General features: G+C 58.9%; 20 protein-coding genes. 13 read left to right on the forward strand and 7 right to left on the reverse strand.

Features of this window, described 5'->3' with window-relative positions; translation table 11 throughout:
- Positions 1–4: 4 nt before the first annotated feature.
- Positions 5–1,366 carry an MFS transporter gene (locus HB633_RS27590; protein WP_213781338.1) on the forward strand — a complete coding sequence of 454 codons (1,362 nt, stop codon included), beginning with the start codon at positions 5–7 and terminating at the stop codon, positions 1,364–1,366.
- Here HB633_RS27590 and HB633_RS27595 read toward each other — a convergent pair.
- Positions 1,351–2,049, reverse strand: a complete 699-nt coding sequence (locus HB633_RS27595) for a GntR family transcriptional regulator (RefSeq protein WP_213781339.1) — start codon at positions 2,047–2,049, stop codon at positions 1,351–1,353. The genes HB633_RS27590 and HB633_RS27595 overlap by 16 nt on opposite strands.
- Positions 2,050–2,279: 230 nt before the next feature.
- On the opposite strand from HB633_RS27595, the gene HB633_RS27600 reads away from it, so the two are divergent.
- Complete coding sequence (locus HB633_RS27600) at positions 2,280–3,821, forward strand: Rieske 2Fe-2S domain-containing protein (protein WP_213781340.1); 1,542 nt, start codon at positions 2,280–2,282, stop codon at positions 3,819–3,821.
- A 68-nt stretch (positions 3,822–3,889) separates the two neighbouring features.
- Entirely contained in the window at positions 3,890–4,879 is a 990-nt protein-coding gene (locus HB633_RS27605; RefSeq protein ID WP_213781341.1) for a PDR/VanB family oxidoreductase, read from the forward strand.
- A 145-nt stretch (positions 4,880–5,024) separates the two neighbouring features.
- On the opposite strand, the gene HB633_RS27610 is transcribed toward HB633_RS27605, so the two are convergent.
- Positions 5,025–5,792 (reverse strand): DeoR/GlpR family DNA-binding transcription regulator, encoded by a 768-nt coding sequence (locus HB633_RS27610; protein ID WP_213781342.1) that lies wholly within the window; start codon positions 5,790–5,792, stop codon positions 5,025–5,027.
- A 180-nt stretch (positions 5,793–5,972) separates the two neighbouring features.
- Between HB633_RS27610 and HB633_RS27615 the strand changes: the two genes are divergently transcribed.
- The 9 genes from HB633_RS27615 (at position 5,973) to HB633_RS27655 (ending at position 15,289) form a co-directional block, all read left to right on the forward strand.
- The gene (locus tag HB633_RS27615; protein WP_213781343.1) at positions 5,973–6,827 is read left to right on the forward strand and encodes a transketolase; all 855 of its coding nucleotides are present in this window, start codon (positions 5,973–5,975) and stop codon (positions 6,825–6,827) included.
- On the forward strand, positions 6,820–7,764 hold the full coding sequence (locus HB633_RS27620; protein WP_213781344.1) for a transketolase C-terminal domain-containing protein: 945 nt from the start codon (positions 6,820–6,822) through the stop codon (positions 7,762–7,764). The genes HB633_RS27615 and HB633_RS27620 overlap by 8 nt, the downstream gene beginning before the upstream one ends.
- Positions 7,765–7,790: 26 nt before the next feature.
- On the forward strand, positions 7,791–8,588 hold the full coding sequence (locus tag HB633_RS27625) for a GolD/DthD family dehydrogenase (protein ID WP_213781345.1): 798 nt from the start codon (positions 7,791–7,793) through the stop codon (positions 8,586–8,588).
- Positions 8,589–8,692: 104 nt separating this feature from the next.
- Positions 8,693–9,640 (forward strand): D-ribose ABC transporter substrate-binding protein, encoded by a 948-nt coding sequence (locus HB633_RS27630; protein ID WP_213781346.1) that lies wholly within the window; start codon positions 8,693–8,695, stop codon positions 9,638–9,640.
- 74 nt (positions 9,641–9,714) lie between these two features.
- On the forward strand, positions 9,715–10,353 hold the full coding sequence (locus HB633_RS27635) for a DUF2291 family protein (protein ID WP_213781347.1): 639 nt from the start codon (positions 9,715–9,717) through the stop codon (positions 10,351–10,353).
- Positions 10,350–11,876: a sugar ABC transporter ATP-binding protein gene (locus HB633_RS27640; RefSeq protein ID WP_255581209.1), complete on the forward strand. Its 1,527-nt coding sequence runs from the start codon at positions 10,350–10,352 to the stop codon at positions 11,874–11,876. The genes HB633_RS27635 and HB633_RS27640 overlap by 4 nt, the downstream gene beginning before the upstream one ends.
- A gap of 19 nt (positions 11,877–11,895) precedes the next feature.
- Complete coding sequence (locus HB633_RS27645; RefSeq protein ID WP_213781349.1) at positions 11,896–12,978, forward strand: ABC transporter permease; 1,083 nt, start codon at positions 11,896–11,898, stop codon at positions 12,976–12,978.
- A gap of 20 nt (positions 12,979–12,998) precedes the next feature.
- Positions 12,999–14,468: an FGGY family carbohydrate kinase gene (locus tag HB633_RS27650; RefSeq protein ID WP_213781350.1), complete on the forward strand. Its 1,470-nt coding sequence runs from the start codon at positions 12,999–13,001 to the stop codon at positions 14,466–14,468.
- 26 nt (positions 14,469–14,494) lie between these two features.
- On the forward strand, positions 14,495–15,289 hold the full coding sequence (locus tag HB633_RS27655; protein WP_213781351.1) for a glucose 1-dehydrogenase: 795 nt from the start codon (positions 14,495–14,497) through the stop codon (positions 15,287–15,289).
- Here the strand turns inward: HB633_RS27655 and HB633_RS27660 are convergent.
- The 4 genes from HB633_RS27660 to HB633_RS27675 all read right to left on the reverse strand — a co-directional run bounded on the left by HB633_RS27660 (position 15,279) and on the right by HB633_RS27675 (position 18,469).
- Entirely contained in the window at positions 15,279–15,494 is a 216-nt protein-coding gene (locus HB633_RS27660; protein ID WP_213781352.1) for a hypothetical protein, read from the reverse strand. The two genes, HB633_RS27655 and HB633_RS27660, sit on opposite strands and share 11 nt — an antisense overlap.
- Positions 15,491–16,657, reverse strand: a complete 1,167-nt coding sequence (ampC, locus tag HB633_RS27665; RefSeq protein ID WP_213781353.1) for a class C beta-lactamase — start codon at positions 16,655–16,657, stop codon at positions 15,491–15,493. Before ampC ends, HB633_RS27660 begins: the two co-directional genes overlap by 4 nt.
- A gap of 316 nt (positions 16,658–16,973) precedes the next feature.
- Positions 16,974–17,507 carry a formaldehyde-activating enzyme gene (gene fae / locus HB633_RS27670; RefSeq protein ID WP_213781354.1) on the reverse strand — a complete coding sequence of 178 codons (534 nt, stop codon included), beginning with the start codon at positions 17,505–17,507 and terminating at the stop codon, positions 16,974–16,976.
- Positions 17,508–17,587: 80 nt separating this feature from the next.
- The gene (locus HB633_RS27675) at positions 17,588–18,469 is read right to left on the reverse strand and encodes an aldo/keto reductase family oxidoreductase (protein WP_213781355.1); all 882 of its coding nucleotides are present in this window, start codon (positions 18,467–18,469) and stop codon (positions 17,588–17,590) included.
- Positions 18,470–18,571: 102 nt separating this feature from the next.
- Here HB633_RS27675 and HB633_RS27680 point away from each other — a divergent pair, with 102 nt between their 5' ends.
- Complete coding sequence (locus HB633_RS27680) at positions 18,572–19,477, forward strand: LysR family transcriptional regulator (protein ID WP_213781356.1); 906 nt, start codon at positions 18,572–18,574, stop codon at positions 19,475–19,477.
- A 3-nt stretch (positions 19,478–19,480) separates the two neighbouring features.
- On the opposite strand, the gene HB633_RS27685 is transcribed toward HB633_RS27680, so the two are convergent.
- Complete coding sequence (locus HB633_RS27685; RefSeq protein ID WP_218626873.1) at positions 19,481–20,446, reverse strand: glycosyltransferase family 2 protein; 966 nt, start codon at positions 20,444–20,446, stop codon at positions 19,481–19,483.
- Positions 20,447–20,472 lie beyond the last annotated feature (26 nt).

Raw genomic sequence — 20,472 nt, forward strand, 5'->3', positions numbered from 1 at the left:
ACGCATGAATCCCGCCAGTCCGGCTGCACTCAGCAAACGCGACGAAGCCGCCACGTTTGCGAAGATCACGTGGCGACTACTGCCATTCCTGTTTCTTTGTTATCTCTGCGCGTATCTCGATCGGATCAACGTGGCGTTTGCGAAACTGCAGATGCTCAAGGACTTGAATTTCAGCGATGCCGTCTACGGCGCCGGCGCGGGCGTGTTCTTCGTGGGTTATCTTCTGTTCGAGGTGCCGAGCAACCTGCTGCTGCTGCGCGTCGGCGCACGGCGATGGATAGCGCGGATCATGATCACGTGGGGCATCATTTCGGCGGGCATGATGTTCGTGACCACGCCCATGAGCTTCTACATCATGCGCTTTTTGCTAGGCGTTGCCGAAGCGGGGTTTATCCCGGCCATCCTGTTCTACCTGACCTACTGGTTTCCGGCATCGCGGCGCAGCAAGGTGACCGCGCTTTTCATGACCGGCATTCCAATGTCCGGCGTCGTCGGTGGTCCGCTCTCAGGCTGGATCATGAGTCACATGGGCGGCATCCATGGCCTGGCAGGATGGCAATGGCTGTTCGTGCTCGAAGGCATCCCCACGGCCATGCTTGGTCTTATCGCGCTCTTTTATCTCAACGATAAAGTCAGCGACGCCCGCTGGCTCAGCGCGCCGCAACGCGCTTTCCTGCAGCGCGCGCTCGACGAAGAACGTTCGCCGGATCTGCTGCATTCGGTCAAGGACGGCCTGATGCATCCGAAGATCCTGCTGTTGAGCCTGATCTATTTCTTCTTCACGATGGGCCTCTACGGCGTTAGCTTCTGGCTGCCCACTTTGATCAAGGCGAGCGGCGTGCAGGACACGCTCGACATCGGTTTGCTGAGCGCGATTCCTTATGCAGCGGCGGCGGTCGCGATGGTGCTCGTCAGCCATTCATCCGATCTGCGCGGCGAGCGGCGCTGGCATCTTGCGTTGCCTGGGATCATCGGTGCGGCGGGTTTGTATTTCAGCGTGTCCTACGCGCATTCAACGCCAATCGCGATGGTCGCGCTGACCATCGGCACCATGGGTGTCATGACCACGATCTCGCAATTCTGGGTCTTGCCGCCGGCCATCCTCGGCGGTGCAGCGGCGGCTGCGGGACTCGCCGTCGCAAATTCGGTGGGCAGCATTTCAGGCGTCGTCAGTCCCTACGTGATCGGGCTGATCCAGACGGCGACGGGATCGACCGGCAACGGGGTGCTCGGGCTCGCGGTGAGTCTGGTGATCGGCAGCGCACTGGTGTTCACGGTGCCGGCGAAACTCGTGAATATTCGCCGACGGGAAGCGCCGTCAAGCACTCGCCCGGTGCTCGATGCCAGTCCTCAAACGCGTACATGAGCCGAGGCGTTGCTGGTGTCGTCGGCCAGCACTTCGCCCAGGCGTTTAACGAGGTTTTCCCGGGCGCGGTGCGTGTGCAGGTTGGTCAGTTCAACGGCAGCGGCCGCGTCGCCGGCGGTGATGGCATCGAAGATCGCCGCGTGTTCGTCCCAGATGGACTTGCGTTGCGCCGACGACTGCAGCACCGCGCCCATCACGCGGCGCAAATGCACCCAGTGCAGGTGCGCGGTTTGCTCGATCAGCGGATTGCCCGATGCACGATAGATGGCGGAATGGAAGGCCCAGTCAGCATCGATCATCGCTTTGACATCGTCACCTTTCGATGCACGCCGGCCCTTCGATATCAGCGTCTTGTCGAGCGTTGCGCCTCTGGCCGCGGCAAGGCTCGCTGCCAGCGAATCGAGCGCGCCGCGAATTTCGTAGAGATGCCCGATCCAAGTGGCATCGAGCGGCGCGACGAGTAAACCGCGACCGGGCGCGTCCTGCACGAGGCCATCCTTTTTCAGCAGACGCAGCGCCTGCAGTACGGGTGAACGCGATACCGCGAGCTGCTCCGCAATCTCTTCCTGCGTGATGCGTGCGCCGGGCGCGAGGGAACCTTCGCTGATGGCGTCGAGCAGCACTTTGTAGACCTCATCGACATAGTCGGTGCGAGCCTGAAGTTTCAGAAGTTTGGCGGCCATGATTGCTCTCGAAGTTTTCTGGATACAGAGTTCAAGAGCGTACAGCCAGTGTGCGGCGGCTGCAAACGAAAAGGGAAACCGGGCGGCAATCTCGCACCCAAGTGTTTACCTGTAGAGACACGGCAGCATTGCGAAACTAATCTTTGTATACAGAGTTCGGAGTTCAGAAGCCAATTTAAAAGAACGATAAATCGCAGTTCCCCTTATCGATACACTCAGCAGAGGCACACATGAACATCAAGTCGGAAAAGGCAGAAGGGCAGAAAAGCAGCGGCGGCGGCGTGGTACAGAAGAAGCTGGTGCCCTTCGGTGGCTACTACTCGAACAAGGTACCGGGCCACGATCCCGAGCTCACCGAAACCGGCCCCGGAACGCCGATGGGGGAATACATGCGCGCGTTCTGGCATCCGGTATGCATGGCAGTCGAGCTCACCGATACCCCGCGCTTCCTGAAGATCCTCGGCGAGGAACTGGTTGCGTTTCGCGATGGAAGCGGCGCTGTCGGCGTGTTGCATGCGCATTGCGTGCATCGCGGTGCATCGCTTGAATATGGCGCGATCCAGGAGCACGGCATCAAGTGCTGTTATCACGGCATGGTCTTCGACGTGGACGGCACCTGCCTTCACGTGCCGTTCCCGAATGGCGAAGAAAAGGAGGCGGAGAAATACGCTTGTTCGATCCAGCAAGGCGCGTACAAGGCCGTCGAACGTCACGGCCTCGTGTTCGCCTACATGGGACCGCCCGACAAGGAACCGCCGTTCCCTGAATGGGAAGGCGATTTCACCGTTGCGCCGACCGATGAACTCGTGCCCTACAGCAACTTCCAGCATTGCAACTGGTTGCAGGTTCAGGACAACGCCGCCGACAACTATCACCCGACCGCGCTGCACGCCGGCAAGAACGTGGTCAACGGCAAGTACCAAGGCACGACCTTCGACGAAGTCGGCGCCAAGTCCATGGAAGTGGCGCCCGACATGCATTTCGTGCCGGTCCAGCAGGGCCGCAGCCTCGCATGCGCAGGCGCTCGCCGTGTGGACCGCGATCGCATGTTCGTGCGCGTCCAGCATCAGGTCTTGCCGAACTTGAGCCTGCATGCGTACACATCGGAAGACGGCGCGAAGAAGAAGCTTTTCAGCCGCTTTCACATCATTCGCTGGACCGTTCCCGTCGATGATGAAAACTCGAAGATGATCGGCTGGCGCGTAATGGGTCCGGGAATCGATACACGCGGTATCGGCGATAAATCGCTCGTCGGCTACGAGTCGATCGACTTCCTCGAGGGCCAGGTCGCGATGCGCCGGCCTGAGCGCTTCGGCAAATACAAGCTCGAAGAACTGCCGCCGATTCCGACGAATCATCGCGAACGTGAGAACTACAAGGACGCGCAGTACGCGCCCGGCGATTACGAAGCCATCATCAGCCAACGCCCGATCGCCGTGCATTCGCTCGAGAATCCGACGAAATTCGATGCCGGTCTTTTCCTCTTTCGCAAGATGCTGCGCGATGCGGTTCGCGGGACGAACCCGGCGGCGTCGGCGGAAAATTTCGCGGAATGGTTCAGGGCAAACGCAGGCTCGCCCAACAGCTATTGCTCGGGCAACGTGTTCGATCTGCCAGAAGCGGAAAGCGTCGAACAGGAAGTTGCCAATCGTCGGGCGCTGACGAAAAAACTGGTCGCGATCCTGACGGAAAGCGACGAGTTCAAGGGCGAGGAGCGCGCGCAGTTCGTGCGCGAGAAATTCGAATCGCTTGAGGCATCGATGAAGGCGTGAAGGTTGACGGCGGCGCGTGCCGGTCATGCCGGACGCGCCGCCGCTTGAAAGAACCAACAGGGAAGTCCATGGCAAGTCCAGACAATACAGGGGACGGACGCACGCTTGATTTGATGGTGCGACAGATCCGCTTCGAAGGAAAAGGCATCAACTCGTACGAGCTTGTCGATCCGGAGGGCGAGATGTTGCCGCCGTTTACGGCCGGCGCGCATATCGATATCCATCTGAAGGGCGGTACCATCCGGCAATATTCGCTCAGCAATGCGCCGAGTGAGCGGCATCGCTACGTGATCGCCGTGTTACGCGATGAAGCGGGGCGCGGTGGATCGAAAACCGTACACGATACGTTACGCGTACAGGATCGCGTGAAGGTCAGCGCGCCGCGTAACAACTTCGAACTCGCCGCCGATGCAAAGAAGGTCGTGTTGCTGGCGGGTGGTATCGGCGTGACACCGTTGAAGGCGATGGCGCACCGGCTGGAGGAAGCGGGCATCGAGTACGAGATGCACTATTGCGCGAGGGACGCGCGCTGCACGGCATTCACCGACGAACTGGCAGGCATCGAGTCGGCCGGGCGCCTGCATTTTCATTTCGACAACGGCGATCCATCGGCGGGGCTGAACATTGGCGAACTGCTGCGCGAACCCGCCGACGACACCCACGTTTACTACTGCGGCCCGGCGGGTTTCATGAAGGCGTGCGCGGCCGCGGCGCAACACTGGCCATCAGGCACCGTCCACTTCGAGCATTTCAAGGCGCCGGAACGCGACTTGAGTCAGGAGGTCGCGGGCGCGGTGGGCGAGTTCATCGTGAAGATTGCGAGCACCGGGCAGATGATCCCGGTGACCGCGGACCAAAGCATTGCGGACGCGCTGGATGAAGCCGGCGTGCCGATAGAAACATCCTGCCGTGCGGGCCTGTGCGGCACGTGCAAGGTGCGGTATCTGTCGGGTGAGGTCGCGCACAACGACTGCATTCTCGGCGACGACGAAAAGCGCGAATACCTGACCGCGTGTGTATCGAGGGCGACGAGCGGGGAGCTCGTGCTCGACCTGTAACGCTTTCGCCACGGCGGAGACATCATGTTCGTGCGCTGGATCCGCTGGGCGATTAAACGGATATCTGACGGACCAGCCGAGTTGATCGGAGATTCCGGCTGGTCGCTGACCAGACAAGACGAAGACGAGACGGAGACAAGACTGGTCAGGCGTAAATGATCTCGATGCCATTGCCGGTGATCCATTCGGCATGCTGCTTGTCGAGTCCGGTATCCGTGATGAGGTAATCGATCTTGTCCATTGCCCCGAACGTCGCAAATTCGCGCTTGCCGAATTTCTTCGAGTCCGCGAGCAGATAGACCGAACGCGCCGCACCAATCATGGCGTGCTTCACATGCAGATCGATGAAGTCCGGATACGAAATCCCCGCTTCCATCGACACCCCGCCGGCTGCGAGAAAAAGTTTATCGACGAACATTCCTTCGAAGAACGCCGATGCTTTTTCGCCCGATACCGCGATGGTCTCCGCCTTGAAAATCCCGCCCGTCAGCATCACGCGGTTTGTCGGCTCGCTTCCGAGGACTATGGCGATGTTCAGCGCGTTGGTGACGATGCGCAGATTCTGCCGCTCCGATAACGCCCGTGCCAGTTCAGTCGTGGTTGCGCCGCAATCGAGGATGACCGAGTCCCCGTTCGTTATGAAGCCTGCCGCCTTGCGTCCGATGCGCGCCTTCTCTTCGCTGGTGGGAAGAATGCCTGCGTCGTAAGCCTCCAGTTGCGCCTTGGGCTGACGCATTGCGAGCCGCACATTCCCGTGGACGCGTTCCACCCGTCCGCCTTTCTGCAGTTCATCGACGTCCTTGCGAATGGTCGGCATGGACACACCGAATTCGGTGGAAAGCTCGGAAAGTTTCACGAGCTTCATGGCCTGCACCATTTCAAAGATCTTTTCTGTTCTGGTCCTCTGATCCATTCCGCTTTCCCTGCAAAGCCTTGGCTAGACGCGTGCCGCGTCGACTCCATATTGTGCCTCATCCCTTTAAAGGAAATGCCGGAGTTGGTGTTTTCCCGCGTCTAAGTCTTTTTGTTTGACTTTCGATAGAAAGTAAAAGAAACTAAAAGCCAAGTGAAAAAGAAGGTCAAGGAGTAGGAAATGGAAAACCCGTACAAGCAGACCGGGCAGACGCTGCACAGGAGAGCGCAGGAAATTCGCAAGAAGATTTGCGTCATGAACTCCGCCGCAAAGAGTGGCCACACGGGTGGCGACATGTCCGAGGCGGACATCCTTGCGGCGCTCTATTTCCACGTGATGCGTTACGAAGTAAAAGCAGATCAATCGGTTGAATGGCTCGATCAGTTCATCCTCAGCAAAGGTCATGGCGTTGGCGGATTGTATGCGTGTTTCGCGGAACTTGGCTGGCTCGAAGACCGCGAGTTGCTCACCTACCTCAAAGACGATTCTCGTCTTCCAGGCCACCCTGTGCGTCAGAAGCTGCCGAACTGGGTCACGGTCAACACGGGTGGGCTTGGTCACGGACTGCCTATCGCCGCCGGGCTTGCGATGGCGAAGCAGCGTCATGCCGCTGGGAGCGGGAACACGACCGGGCGTGTTTTCGTGCTGACTGGCGACGGAGAACTCGAGGAAGGTTCCAATTGGGAAGCGGCCATGTCGGCCGCGCATTTCGAGTTGTCGAACCTTGTGGTGATCGTTGACCGGAACCGCCTTCAGCTTGCCGACTTTACGCACAACATCATGGATCTCGAACCGCTGGACGATAAGTTCAAGGCTTTCGGTTTTGAAGTGCACGATGTCAACGGCAACGAAGCCGATCAAATTTGGAAACTAATAGAAAGTCTTGATACGAAAAATGGAAAGCCAAAGGCAATCATCGCGAACACGATCAAAGGACGCGGCGTGTCGTTCATGGAAAACGTTCCGGCCTGGCATCACAAGTTTCCGGATGAAGATCAATTGAAGCAGGCGTTGCGGGAGCTCGAAGATGCGTGAGTACGGTGATCTGCGCGACGGCGCGGTAGGTGCGATCGGTCGCCTGACGGACGCGGGGCAGGACATCATCGTAATGGTGGCCGACTCGACTTCGACTTCGAAGATCGGGGCGTTCATGAAGTCATATCCGGATCGCGTGGTGAATGTGGGGATCGCGGAGCAGAACATGGTCGGCATGGCGGCGGGACTGGCGCTGGGCGGTCATACGGTTTTCACGGCTAACGCCGCGCCGTTTCTCGTGGGGCGCGCGAACGAGCAGGTCAAAAACGATATCTGCTATAGCGCGACCAACGTCAAGATGCTCGGCTTGAACGCAGGCGTGGCTTATGGGCCGCTGGCGTCGACGCACCACGCAATAGACGATATCTCTGTCATGAGCGGCTTTGGCAACGTGCAGATTTTCGCGCCCTGCGATGCCGTGGAGACGGGGCAGGTAATCGAATACGCAGCGTCCATTGACGGGCCGGTCTATATCCGGCTCGACAATGCGCAGTTCCCGATCGTTCATGACGCGCATTACCAGTTCAAGGCTGGCCGGCCGGACGTTTTGATTGATGGGAAGGACGTCGTGGTCATTGCATTGGGTTCGGTCGTCGGCGAAGCGCTCGATGCGTGCGAGGCGCTCAAAAGCGAGGATGGGATCGAGCCGACACTCGTCAATTTGTCATCGCTCAGGCCGCTTGATCACGACTCGCTCGCGGCGATCATTGAACGGCACGACGCGGTGGTGACCGTGGAAGAGCATTCGCTGCACGGCGGTATTGGCGCGACGGTGGCGGTGTTGCTGGCTCGCCGGCGTCTGTCGAAGTCGCTCACCATGCTTGGGATCAGCGAGGGCGAATTTGCGCACTACGGCACGCGCAAAGGCATTCGAAAACATTATCGGATCGATGCAGCGGGCATTGCGCAGACCGTGCGATCCATTTACGCACGCTAGCGCCAAAGACAAGACGGAGACAAAGCATGAGCATTCAATACGATATGTCGCTGCGCCATGGCGTGGATTTCGATTTCCGGCTCGACGGCAAGGTCGCGGTGGTGACGGGCGGCCTCGGCGGCATTGCAATGGCGACCAACGCCGCGCTGATCGGCAAGGGCGCACGCGTGGCAATCCTATATCCGAAATTCGAGGAAGCGCGCGTGCCTGCGGCTATTGAAGAACTGGGTCAGTCGAACGCGGTGGCTTTCGCTTGCGACGTCACGCAGGAAGCTGAAGTCGAGGCCGCGATCGCTGCTGCGCACGAACATTTCGGTGACCTTCATCTGCTCGTGAACGCGGCCGGGTGCATCACGCTTACGCGTGCAGAAGAAATAGGCTTCGAAGAATGGCAGCGCCAGATCGCGGTCAACCTGACGGGACCATTTCTTTGTGCCAAGCACTTCGCGAGGAAAGTGCTGGCAAGTGGTCACGGCGGCAAGATCGTGAACATCGCTTCGCAAGCGGCGACGGTGGCAATCGACCAGCATTGCGCTTATACATCGGCGAAGGCAGGTTTGATCGGCATGACCAAAGTGCTGGCGAAAGAATGGGCCGGCCGTGGGATCACGGTCAATACCGTATCGCCGACTGTCGTCCTTACGCCAATGGGCGCCGCGGCTTGGGAAGGCGAAAAAGGCGAGGCGATGAAAAAGACCATACCCGTCGGCCGCTTTGCATACACCGATGAAATCGCCGCAGCCATCCTGTTTTTGCTTTCAAATGGGTCGGACATGATCACGGGCGCGGACATCATGATCGATGGCGGCTACACGATTTGTTGACGTGCAAGCGTTGATCGTGCGTGGCGGAATCAAAAGAGAATCAAGAAGGAAGCAAGCGGCTAAAGACCGCATCCCTAGTTGAAGTCAAATCAGGAGACAACAAAATGTGGAAGAAACTTGCACTGTCCGCAGCCGTCGCTGCATCGTTTGGTCTGGCCGTCTTGCCACTGGGCGCGCACGCCGCGAGCAAGGGCACTATCGCGATCCTGGTCAACGCACTCGACAATCCGTATTACGCGGCCGAAGCGAAGGGCGCTGAGAATGAAGCCAAGAAACTCGGCTACGACACCATCGTGCTTTCGCATGGCGAAGACGTGAACAAGCAGAATGAACTGGTCAACCTGGTCATCGGCAAGGGCGTAAAAGGTATTGTCCTCGACAACGCCGACTCGAACAGCAGCGTCGCAACGGTGCGCGGGGCAAAAGAGAAAAAGGTTCCAGTGGTGCTGATCAACCGTGAGATTCCGAAAGATGATCTCGCGATTGCACAGTTAAGCCATAACAACTTGCAGGCCGGTACCGAAGTTGCGCAACGCTTTGTCGAGACCATCGGCGAGAAAGGCGAATACGTCGAGCTGACCTGTAATCTTGCGGACAAAAATTGCGTCACGCGGTCGCAAGCGTTCCATCAAGTGCTCGATCAATACCCCGACCTGAAAATGGTCGCGCGTCAGGACGCGAAGGGCGCATTGCTGCCGGGCAAGCAGGCGATGGACTCCATCTTGCAGGAACATCCGAACGTAAAAGGTGTGATCGCAGGCAACGGGCCGGTGGCTCTGGGCGCGATTGCGTCGCTGGAGTCGGCGGGGCATAAGGACGTAGTCGTAATGGGCATCGACGGCAGCAACGACGAGCGCGATTCCATCCTTGCCGGCAAGCTCAAGGCGACTGTCATGCTTCAGGCGCAGGGCATCGCCATTCACGGCGTCGATCTGCTCGACAAGTACATCGCGTCGGGCAAGACCGGCGAACAGGAACGCCAGTTGTTCCGCGGCATCCTGATCACCAAGGACAACGCGTCGAAGGTCAAGGACTTCTACTACACCAAGTAAAGCGGTTGGTTGCGAACGTGCGAGTGGCGCCGTGACGGCGCGCCCGCACGCAGCTGGTTTGAAGTGAGGACGCCATGTTTTATCGAATCAACTCCGCGCGCGCGATGCAGCTCACGACCGTTGTCACGCTGGCGCTTGCGGGCTGTCATGTGGTGACGGATACGGAACTGGCTGCGATCCGCAGCCAGGGCCAGCACCACGGACCCGACGCGGCGCAAGTGCTCAATACCCAACTGCTCCCGTACGCCGACAAGAATGCAAAGCCGGCGGCGCAGGTCGTGGGTGCGTTGACACAAAACTTCGATACCGCATGCAAGGAATATGGCTTCCGCCAGAGCACGGCATTCCCGTGCAATTTCTGGATTCGTGTGCAAGGCAAGGTGACGCGCATCGATACCTCGTCGCGGGTCGGCAAGGCGTATGTGGAACTGACGCAAGCGGCGGGCGGCGAGCCGGTAGATATCGTGTTGCAGATGGGACCGGTAATCGTGGGTACGGGTGTACGCGACGGGTTCCCGGGCATCAAATATAGCGACTTCGACGACCAGACGCGCTTCGCCGCGTTTGGTCAGGAAATCAACAAGCTGGTCGTTACCCGCGTGCAAAGTTCGCTGAAACTCAAGGTCGGCGATCAAGTAGACGTCGCTGCCGTTTACAGCAGCTGGAGCGAACCGGCGGGTGAGATCCGCGCCATTCCGGTGGCATGGAAATGAGCGTCAATACTCGCAATGTGATCGAGACGAAAGGTCTCTCGAAGACTTATCCGGGCACCGCTGCGCTCGTCGATGTGAATTACACGGTGCAGCGCGGCAAGGTCAACGTGCTGATTGGCGAGAACGGTGCAGGTAAATCAACGCTGATGAAATTGCTCGCGGGCGCCGAGACGGCAAGCGCGGGTGAAATCTGGATCGATGAAAAACTCGCGCATATCACCGACGTGCGCAGCGCCGAGCATCACGGCGTTGGCATCATTTTCCAGGAACTGAACCTCTTTCCCGAGATGACCGTTGCCGAGAATATCTATGCGGGCAACGAGATCACGAGCGGCGGCGTAATCCGCAGCAAGTCCGAGAACCATCACGCAAAGATCCTGCTCGAACGCCTGCAGATTCCAATCGATCCACGCACGCGGCTCGGCGACCTCTATGTGGGTCAGCAACAACTGGTCGAGATTGCAAAGTCGCTTTCGAAGCACATCAAGGTGCTGATCATGGATGAGCCAACGTCGGCGTTGTCCAAGACCGAAGTGGAGATCCTCTTCAAGATCATCCGCCAGTTGAAAGAGCAGGGCGTGACGGTGATCTACATCTCGCATCGGCTGGAGGAGATCATGGCGATCGGCGACTGCATCACGGTGCTGCGCAACGGCCGGCTTGTCGCCGAAGATGAGATTGCGAATGTGGACATCCCCTGGATCATCGAAGCGATGGTCGGTTCGTCGAAGAAACGCTTCGCCTTCGCGCAGCACGCACTCGGCGAGGAAGTGCTGAAGGTGACTGACCTTGCGCTCAAGCGCTCCAACGGCATCTATGCGCTCGATCACGTGTCATTCAGCGTGCGCGCGGGCGAAGTGGTCGGCATCTACGGTTTGATGGGCGCGGGACGTACGGAATTGCTTGAAGCGCTGCTCGGCGCGCAACCGCTAGCGATAGGCGCGATCGAACTGGCGGGACAACGCATCGAGCGTCGCAATATTCCGCAGCGCATTGAAGCGGGCATCGCGCTCGTGCCGGAGGATCGCCAGAAGCAGGGCATGGTGCAGCTCATGACCATCCTGGAGAACATGACGCTATCGAGCCTGGGCAAATTCACGCGCCGGTTTGCCTTCGGCGCGCTCGGCCGGACCAAACAGGTCGACGCGGCGAACGACGTCATCAAACGGCTTGCCATCAAGACCAGTTCAGTCGATGCACCCATTACGTCCTTGTCCGGCGGCAACATGCAGAAGGTGGTGATCGGCAAGGCCTTGCTGACATCGCCGAAAGTCCTGCTGATGGACGAGCCCACGCGCGGCATCGATGTCGGCGCGAAAGAGGACGTCTACAAGACCATCAGCCTGCTCGCGCAGTCGGGCATAGCAGTGGTCTACGCAACGTCGGAACTCGACGAAGCGATGGCCGTTTCAAACCGTGTTTTCGTGATGGCGAGTGGCAAGCTCACGGCGGTCATGGAACGGGCCGAATTCGATAGCGAACGGATCGTGCGCGCGTCGACGCCCGCGACGGCCGTCGTCTGATGTGACTGAGGTTGAACCCATGAATACACCTAACAGCGCCAATTCCCCCGTGCAATCATTGCCCGCCAAACCGAATCGCGAAGCGGCCTATTGGGCGTCGCGCATCACCGTCGGAATATTGAAGTTGCGCATTTTTATTGCGCTGTTTGCAATCGTGATCGTGTTTTCGCTTGCCACCGACAACTTCCTGTCGACCGGCAACATGCTGATCATGGCAAAGCACGTGACGGTCGTCGCGATCTTGTCGATAGGCATGACGCTCGTGATTCTGACGGGCGGCATCGACCTGTCGGTTGGATCGATAGTCGGGATCAGCGGCATGGCAGCAGGTTACCTGCTGCTGGAAGGCGTGAAGATCGGACATCACGTTGTGTTCTTTACGCCACTTGGTGTTGCGTTGATTGCATGCCTGCTCGGCGCGCTGATTGGCGCCATCAACGGATACCTGATCACCATGCTGAACGTTGCGCCGTTCATTGCGACGCTCGGCATGTTGTACGTGGTTCGCGGCGCGGCGCTGCTCGTCAACAACGGCAGCACGTATGCCGATCTCGAAGGCAATGCCGCGCTTGGCAATACGGGCTTTGAGTTCATAGGGAACGGCACCATTCTCGGCCTGTCCATGCCGGTCTGGATTCTCGTCGTGCTGGCCGCGATCACCATTTTCGTTGCGCGTAAAACGCCACTTGGCCGGCGCATCTATGCGATCGGGGGCAACGAGCAAGCGGCGCGTTTCTCGGGCATCAGGACGAATCGCGTGAAGTTGTTCGTGTACATGTTCTCCGGGTTTTGCGCAGCGATCGTCGGCCTCGTGATTACCGCGCAACTGCAGACCGCGCATCCGCTGACTGGACAAACATTCGAACTGAACGCGATCGCCGCGGTAGTGCTCGGAGGCACTGCACTAATGGGCGGCCGCGGCACGGTGTTCGGCTCGGTTGTCGGCGCCTGCGTGATCAGTATTCTTGGCGACGGCATGGTGATGTGCGGCATCAGCGACTTTTGGCAGATGGTCATCAAGGGACTGGTGATCATCTTTGCGGTGGTTATCGACCAATTGCAGCAACGGCTTCAGTCACGCATGGTTTCGCTGACGGCGTGAACTCAGGACACGGAATAGCTATGCAATACATATTGGCGATCGACCAGGGCACGAGCGGCACGAAGGCACTCCTCTTCGATGCACACGGCGAAGTGCACGCGCGCGGTTTTATCGGCGTGCCGTGCACGCATCCGCGCGCAGGATTAGTCGAACAGGATGCAAACGCGTTGTACCGCTCGGTGCTGGACGCAGTGGCGCAATGTCTCGCTCGTTTCGATGGCGACAAGAATGCCATTGCGGGCGTGGCCATTTCCAGCCAGCGCGAGACCGTTGTGCTCTGGAGCAGCGATGGTCAGCCTGTCGTGCCGGCGGTATCGTGGCAGTGCCAGCGGTCGCTTGGCATCTGCGAGCGTCTGCGCGAAGAAGGCTTGGCTGAAGAGATCGCCGACAAAACCGGGCTCCTCATCGACCCTTATTTTTCAGGGACAAAACTTATCTGGCTGAACGAAAACGATCAACGCGTCAGCGGGTATATTGCTGCGGGCACCGCGTTGTTCGGCACGGTCGACAGCTGGTTGCTGTATCGGCTCACTCATGGCGCTGCGTACCTGACGGATTACACAAACGCGTCGCGCACCATGCTGATGAACCTGCATACGCTCGAATGGGATCGCGAACTGATAACGCGATTCGGTCTTGATGGCTTGCGCCTGCCTGAACTGCGCCCGTCCGCGTCCGACTTTGGTGCGACCGATTTCGAAGGCCTGCTTGCGAAGCCGGTGCCGGTCGTATCGATGATCGGTGACTCGCATGCGGCCGCTGTCGGGGAAGGATGTCTCAAGCCGGGGTTGGCGAAGGCGACCATGGGAACCGGCTCGTCGCTCATGATGAACGTAGGCGCAGAACCGCAAGCGCCAGCGCACGGACTGGTGTCGACATTGTGCTTCGCAACGCCGCAGCGCACCGACTATGCAATGGAAGGCATCATCATCAGCGCGGGTTCGACGCCTGCCTGGCTAAAGGACAAACTCGGTTTATTCGACGATTTTGCCGCTGCCGAGCAAGCGTTCACCGACTACGACAATGGCGGCGTTTTCCTGATCCCCGCGTTCTCGGGCATAGGCTGTCCGCACTGGAAATACCCGGGTGGCGCGCAAATCGTCGGGCTCAACTTTTCTACGTCGTGGCAACACGTGGCGCGTGCGGCGTATGAGTCCATCGTCTATCAGATCAAGGACGTCATTACCGTGATGGAGCAAGCGGCGCGCGTTCCGCTGGTCGAGTTGTTCCTTGACGGCGGTCTCGTCCAGCGACCGTTCCTTTTGCAGTATCTTGCGGATACCCTCAACCGTCCCGTGAGTACGCTTGCGATGAGCGAGATCTCGGCGGCAGGAGCGGCGGCGCTTGCGTCATTGCAACTGGGTCTGATTACGAACCTCGATGCAATTCACGCCGAGCGTCCCGTATTGCGGCGCGTCGAGCCCGGCGCGGGCGTGGATCACGCGGCGGCCAATCATTCGCAATGGCTGCGCTGGATCGAGCGGCTTTGAACAACCCTTTTTAGCAAGGAGCAGACGTGGGCCAGAATTTGAAGCGTTTTGAGAACAAAGTCGTCGTGGTGACCGGCGGCAGCCGCGGAATTGGCTTGGGGATTGCGGAGCGATTCGCGCAGGAAGGAGCGAAAATATGTCTGTCGGCGAATGAAAAAAGCGTCGTCGATGCCGCCGCGAAACTGCGCGAAGCAGGACACGATGCCATCGGCGTGGAAACTGACGTCACTGATAAAACCCAGGTAAAAGCGCTGTACGAAGAGGTCGCGGCAAAGCTGGGGGAAGTCGATGTATCAATACAAAACGCGGGCGTCATCACCATCGCCAAGCTGGCCGACCTGACCGAGGCCGATTGGGACAAGGTGCTTGCGGTCAACACGAAGGGCGTTTTCCTGTGTTGTCAGGAAGCGGCGGGACGGATGTTGCGCGCGGGAAAATCCGGGCGGCTGATCAACACGGCCTCGGGTCAGGCCCGGCAGGGATTTGTGTACACGCCGCATTACGCCGCAAGCAAGTTTGGCGTGCTCGGCATCACGCAAAGCCTGGCGAAGGAACTCGCGCCGACGGGCATCACGGTCAACGCGTTTTGCCCGGGCATCATCACGACCGACATGTGGTCCTACAACGATGAAGCCTGGGGCAAACTACTCGGCGACTACAAGCCGGGCGAATTAATGGCGGAGTGGGTCAAGAACATTCCGATGGGACGTGCCGGCACGGGTGCGGACGTTGCCGGCCTGGTCGCGTTCCTCGCGTCGGACGATGCGTCTTATATCACCGGGCAAACGGTCAACGTGGACGGTGGGATGTTCATGTCCTGAGCCTCGTGCCGGGGACCAGTTTCAATCCGAAACCGGAACGTTGAACGGCTTCCCCGGAACCCATGCCCAGCTCCCGATCAGTGCCGGCAACACGAACCCTTTGCAAGACAATCGTATCTTTCGCGGCGGGCGCTTTGCTGGCTGCGAACGACTGCATGCTGATGATGGCGGCCATCGTGATCACTATGAATCGGTGAACGGTCATTGTGTCCGTGCCTCCTTGGCCAGCGATTCGAGAATCCGGTATGCCGCTGTCACACGCGCATCGTTGGGGATGTTCTTGTTCGCCAGCATCACGATCCCCAGGCGCTTTTGCGGAATGAACGCCACGTATGCGCCGAAGCCGTTGGTCGAGCCGGTCTTGTTGATCGAGACATCGTTGCGCGGCGGTTGCGGCGGCTTTAGTTCGGTGACCGGCATTGCATTCAGAATCATCGCAGGCGCATTGCCTTCCAGCAGTTTTTCCAGCGCGACCGGGTACGGATACTGTTCCCATATCAGGTCTTGCGTCATGGGCCCGGCGTTGAAGTAGCCCGTGTGCGTATCGGTTATTGCACGCTGAAGGTTCGGGTCAAGATCGACCAGGCTCATGTTGGCTTGAAGAAAGCGCAACATATCGGCCGCCGTGCTCCGGATACCGTAAGCCTCGGAAGAGAGTACGCCGGGGTTCATCCTGATCGGCGCACCGGCCTTGGTGTAGCCCTCCGCGTAATCCTTCATTCTTGCCGGGGGCACGTTGATGTAACTGCTCTGCAGGCCAAGCGCGGGGAAGAGGCGCCGCTCCATCAGCGTATCGAAGTCCTGACCCATGCTTTTCGCCGTGATGAGGCCGAGCGTGCCAATACCGGGATTCGCATACGTCCGATACGTCCCCGCCGCGTATGTGGGCTTCCACTGCCTGAAGTACTGCATCAGTTCGTCGATGCTGTTGACGTTGTCCGGCACCTGCAACGGCAGGCCGCCGGGCGTGTGCGTTCCGAGATTGAGCAGGGTTACATCGCCGAAGGGGGTGTTTTGCAGCACAGGAAGGTACTTGCTCGTGCGATCCGACAACGACAAATAACCGTCGATCTGCGCCTTCGCGGCAAGCGTTGCGGTGAATGTCTTGCTGATCGAACCAAGCTCGAATAAGGTATTGCGCGTAACTGGCGCTCTGGGTTTCAGCGATGCAAGACCGTAGTTGAACACATACGGCTTGCCGTCAGCGATGACCCCGACCGCCATGCCGGCGATCGCGTATTGCTTCATCAACGGTTGTATTGTGCCGTCCACTTCCGCCTGAATATTTTTACCGGTGGCGTGGACAACGCTTGAAATCGTGCACGAAAAAACGATTGCTGCAACAAGACGAACTGCGCTTTGTTTCATTTGCCTGATCCTTGGCGGGTTTGGGTTGGGCCAAACTGCTGAGGCAGGAGTATCCGTTTTTTTCGATCAAGCGACTATCGACGATAAGTTATCCGAGACAAAAGAAAATCTATCGCCCTAAAGAAAGCGCCATTCCCGCCGATATGCATTGCAAGGACACCGTTGCGTGACTTTTCACCGTGATTGCCATGATTTGGATATCGTGGCGCGGTCGGGGAGTGCGCACGTTTTCGAACTAGAGCAGACAGAATCGACGAGTAAGACAAAAGGCGCCTTCCGGCGCCTTTTTTTCATGGGGGTCGAAACAAGCCGCCGTTCAGCTCCAGTCATCCATGTCGTGCTTGATCGCGTGCCGGTTGGCGATCAGTTCATCGATAGTCGGCCCACCATTGAGCGCCCGGTGCAGCGCCAGCTTGGTCGCCTCGTAATTCGTCCGGTACATGTCCTTCTTGTCCAGATTCGCGTCCGTTGCGCAACGCGGATCGATCCGGACAAGGCTGATGATGCAAAGTTCGTTCGCGAGTTCCTTCGGAATCAAGCCTTCAATGACACAATCGATGACTGCGTCCGCAGTCGCCGATTGCACCACGCCGCCGAACAATTCGATCGTCGCCATGTCCTTGAGCGTGACCTTCGGCACCAGCATGGTCACTGGGCGCACGAGCTGATTGCACGCGCGGATCGCGAACATGGCCGTGTGCCCCTTGCTCTGCGCCATCATGTTTGCGAAGGCTTGCCCCACAGGGCCATCAACGCGTCCGATGAGGATTTCGGGCATGGCGTCGGTGGCTTGTCCGGGCGCTGCAAAGACAGTTGCTTCTCCTGCATGGAACACGAACTTCTCGGGCATGGCGCGTCTCCTTGATGACCGTTGGGAGCGGTCACTCTATCACCGCGCCGGTTCGTTCATTGCCGGCGTCATTGCTGCCTTCAATGACCGGGATGCGCCCCGGCGAGCGTATCGAGTTCGGCAAGCACGTTGTCGGGCAATTTCAACTGCGATGCCTGCAGGTTTTCGCGTAGATGCGTAACAGACGACGTGCCCGGGATCAGCAAGATGTTCGGCGCACGATGCAAAAGCCACGCAAGCGCGACCTGCATGGGCGTTGCTTTCAGGCCCTGCGCAATCGTGGAAAGCGCCGACGATTGAATCGGCGTGAAGCCGCCCAGCGGAAAGAAGGGTACGTACGCAATGCCCTGAGCCGCCAGATCGTCAACCAGTGCGTCGTCGGTTCGCTGGATCAGGTTGTAATGGTTCTGCACGCAGACAATCTCCGCAATGCCCTGCGCTTCCTTGATCTGCGTCGCCGTCACGTTGCTCAGCCCGATTTGACGCACGAGCCCCTGCCGTTGAAGTTCGGCGAGCGCCTCGACCTGTTTTGCGATCGAACCTTCGGCCGGCGCGTGGATGTCGCCCATGTTGCGCATGTTCACGATTTCGATTGCATCGAGCCCGAGGTTGCGAAGGTTGTCGTGGACGCCGCGCTTGATATCTTCAGGCTCGAGCGCCGCATTCCATGAACCGTCCGCGCCACGTTCGGCGCCGACCTTCGTCACGATCACGAGGCCATCCGCATACGGATGCAGCGCCTCGCGAATAATCTGGTTGGTGACGTGCGGTCCGTAAAAATCGCTTGTATCGATGTGATTGACGCCCGACGCCAACGCCTCGCGCAGCACGGCTACCGCCGCTTCGCGATCTTTCGGCGGCCCGAACACGCCGGGTCCCGCAAGCTGCATGGCGCCGTAGCCCACGCGGCGCACCGTGTGGCCAGCAAGCGAAAAGGTCTCGGAGGTATTGAAGTTCGACATGACGTTTCTCCTTAAAGGGTTGGACGCCAGTATGGGACGGATTGCGTTGTTCGATAATCGGGTCTAGATTGCACAGCTCGTGCACTATTTTGAACAATACCCATGGAATTCAATGATCTCGCCGCGTTTGTATCAGTAGCGCGCGCCGGCGGTTTTCGGGACGCCGCGCGTATCAGCGGGGTTTCGGCGTCGAGCCTGAGTATCGCCGTCCGGCGGCTCGAGTCCAAGCTGGGCTTGCGCCTGCTCAACCGGACCACGCGCAGCGTGGCCCCGACCGAGGCGGGGGAACGGCTTATCGAGAAGCTCTCGCCGTTGTTCAGCGAAATGGAAGCGGCGCTGGACGTGCTGAACGGTTTCCGCGACAAACCCACGGGCACGCTCAAGCTGAACGTGCCGTCGAGCGCCGCGCGGATCGTGCTGCCGACGGTCATCGCGGCATTTTTGAAGGCGTATCCGGACATCCGCGTGGAAGTGGTGGTCGAGGATGGTTTCGTCGATGTGCTGTCGATCGGCTGCGATGCGGGCATTCGCTACGACGAGCGCCTGGAGCAGGACATGATCGCCATTCCGATCGGGCCGCGCGTGCAGCGTTTTGCGACCGCCGCGGCGCCGGACTATCTCGATGCACACGGCCGCCCGTCGCATCCGCGCGAGCTGCTCACGCATGCGTGTTTGCGCGGCCAGTTTGCGGGCGGCGCCATGCCGACGTGGAACTTCGAGCGTGACGGCGAAGTGGTGCGGCTCGACCCGCCGGGGCCGCTGCTGGTGAGGCCGGGCGCGGCCATGGACCTTGCGATCAGCAGCGCCGTGGCAGGCGTGGGCGTCATCCATCTCTTCGAGGGAATGCTGCGCCCGCATCTGGAAAGCGGCGCGCTGGAGCCGATTCTGGAGCCGTGGTGGCAGCAGTTTTCCGGGCCGTTCTTGTACTACCCGGGGCGCAGGCATTTGCCTGCGCCGCTGCGCGTGTTTATTGAATTTGTGAAGGCCGAAAATTCGATGGACGTTTGATCTTTAGCCGGCTTGGGTGCTGCTTCTGTAACTCGCCGCCGACGTCAGTCCCTTGAGGATCAGCAGCAAATGGAAGTAAAGCCGCTTGCTGAGACCGTAGTCATACGAATTCAGATGCGAAAGTGCGATGCCAAGCGCCTGCACCGGCTGGTGGTTGCGCGCAAAAACCGATACAACAATTGGCACAATCCGCTTGAGCGCTACTGCGCGCGCCGGCTTGAGGCTCGCGTCCACCTTCAGCGTCTGGAGAAAGCCATAGGCCATGACGGGCGCGGTGGTCATGGAACGGGCGGTGTCCTTTGACATCGATACCTCGGTCTTCCGGTAATACGAAACGTATTCCTTGAGGTAATAGATCTTTTTTGCCGCCATGCAGATCTCTACGCCGAACACGAATTCGCAACCGTCGCCGTATTGTTTCTTGTAGCTGATTTTTCGCGCTAGATCGGCATTCGCCATCCAGCCGTTGTTCGGGATCATCTGGATCAGGCCAATGCGACCCGGATTGGCTTGTAATCCAACCGCGCTTTCCGTGCGCAGAAAGTCGATATTGAGCTGCCGGCTCGCCTCATGGTTCACGTGGCCGAGATCGTCCATTTCGTATTGGTCGCCGAACGCGATATCCAGGTCCGGATGGATTTTCCACGCAGACAGCAGACGTTCGACGCAGTTGTTCGTCAGCTTGTCGTCGTCATGAATCAGAAGGATTTTGTCGCCGGTGGCGCGATTGAAAAGGTTCGCGATGTTATCGGCTTGTTTCAGCGACGGCACGTGCCTGAGGTACTTGATCCGCGGCTCATTGGCGTACCTCGTTTCGATCAATTCCTGCGTGCGGCGATCGGATGAATCGTCGCCAATCACGACTTCAATGTTTTCATACGTTTGTGCGAGGCATGATTCGAGCGATTCGATCAACAACTCGGGTCTGTTGTATGTAGGTACGCAGATGGATACCTTGGTGTTTCTCATGATGTTGTCACCGATGGCCAGTTATG

It is taken from the genome of Caballeronia sp. dw_276, assembly GCF_018449635.1.
Classification (GTDB): domain Bacteria; phylum Pseudomonadota; class Gammaproteobacteria; order Burkholderiales; family Burkholderiaceae; genus Caballeronia.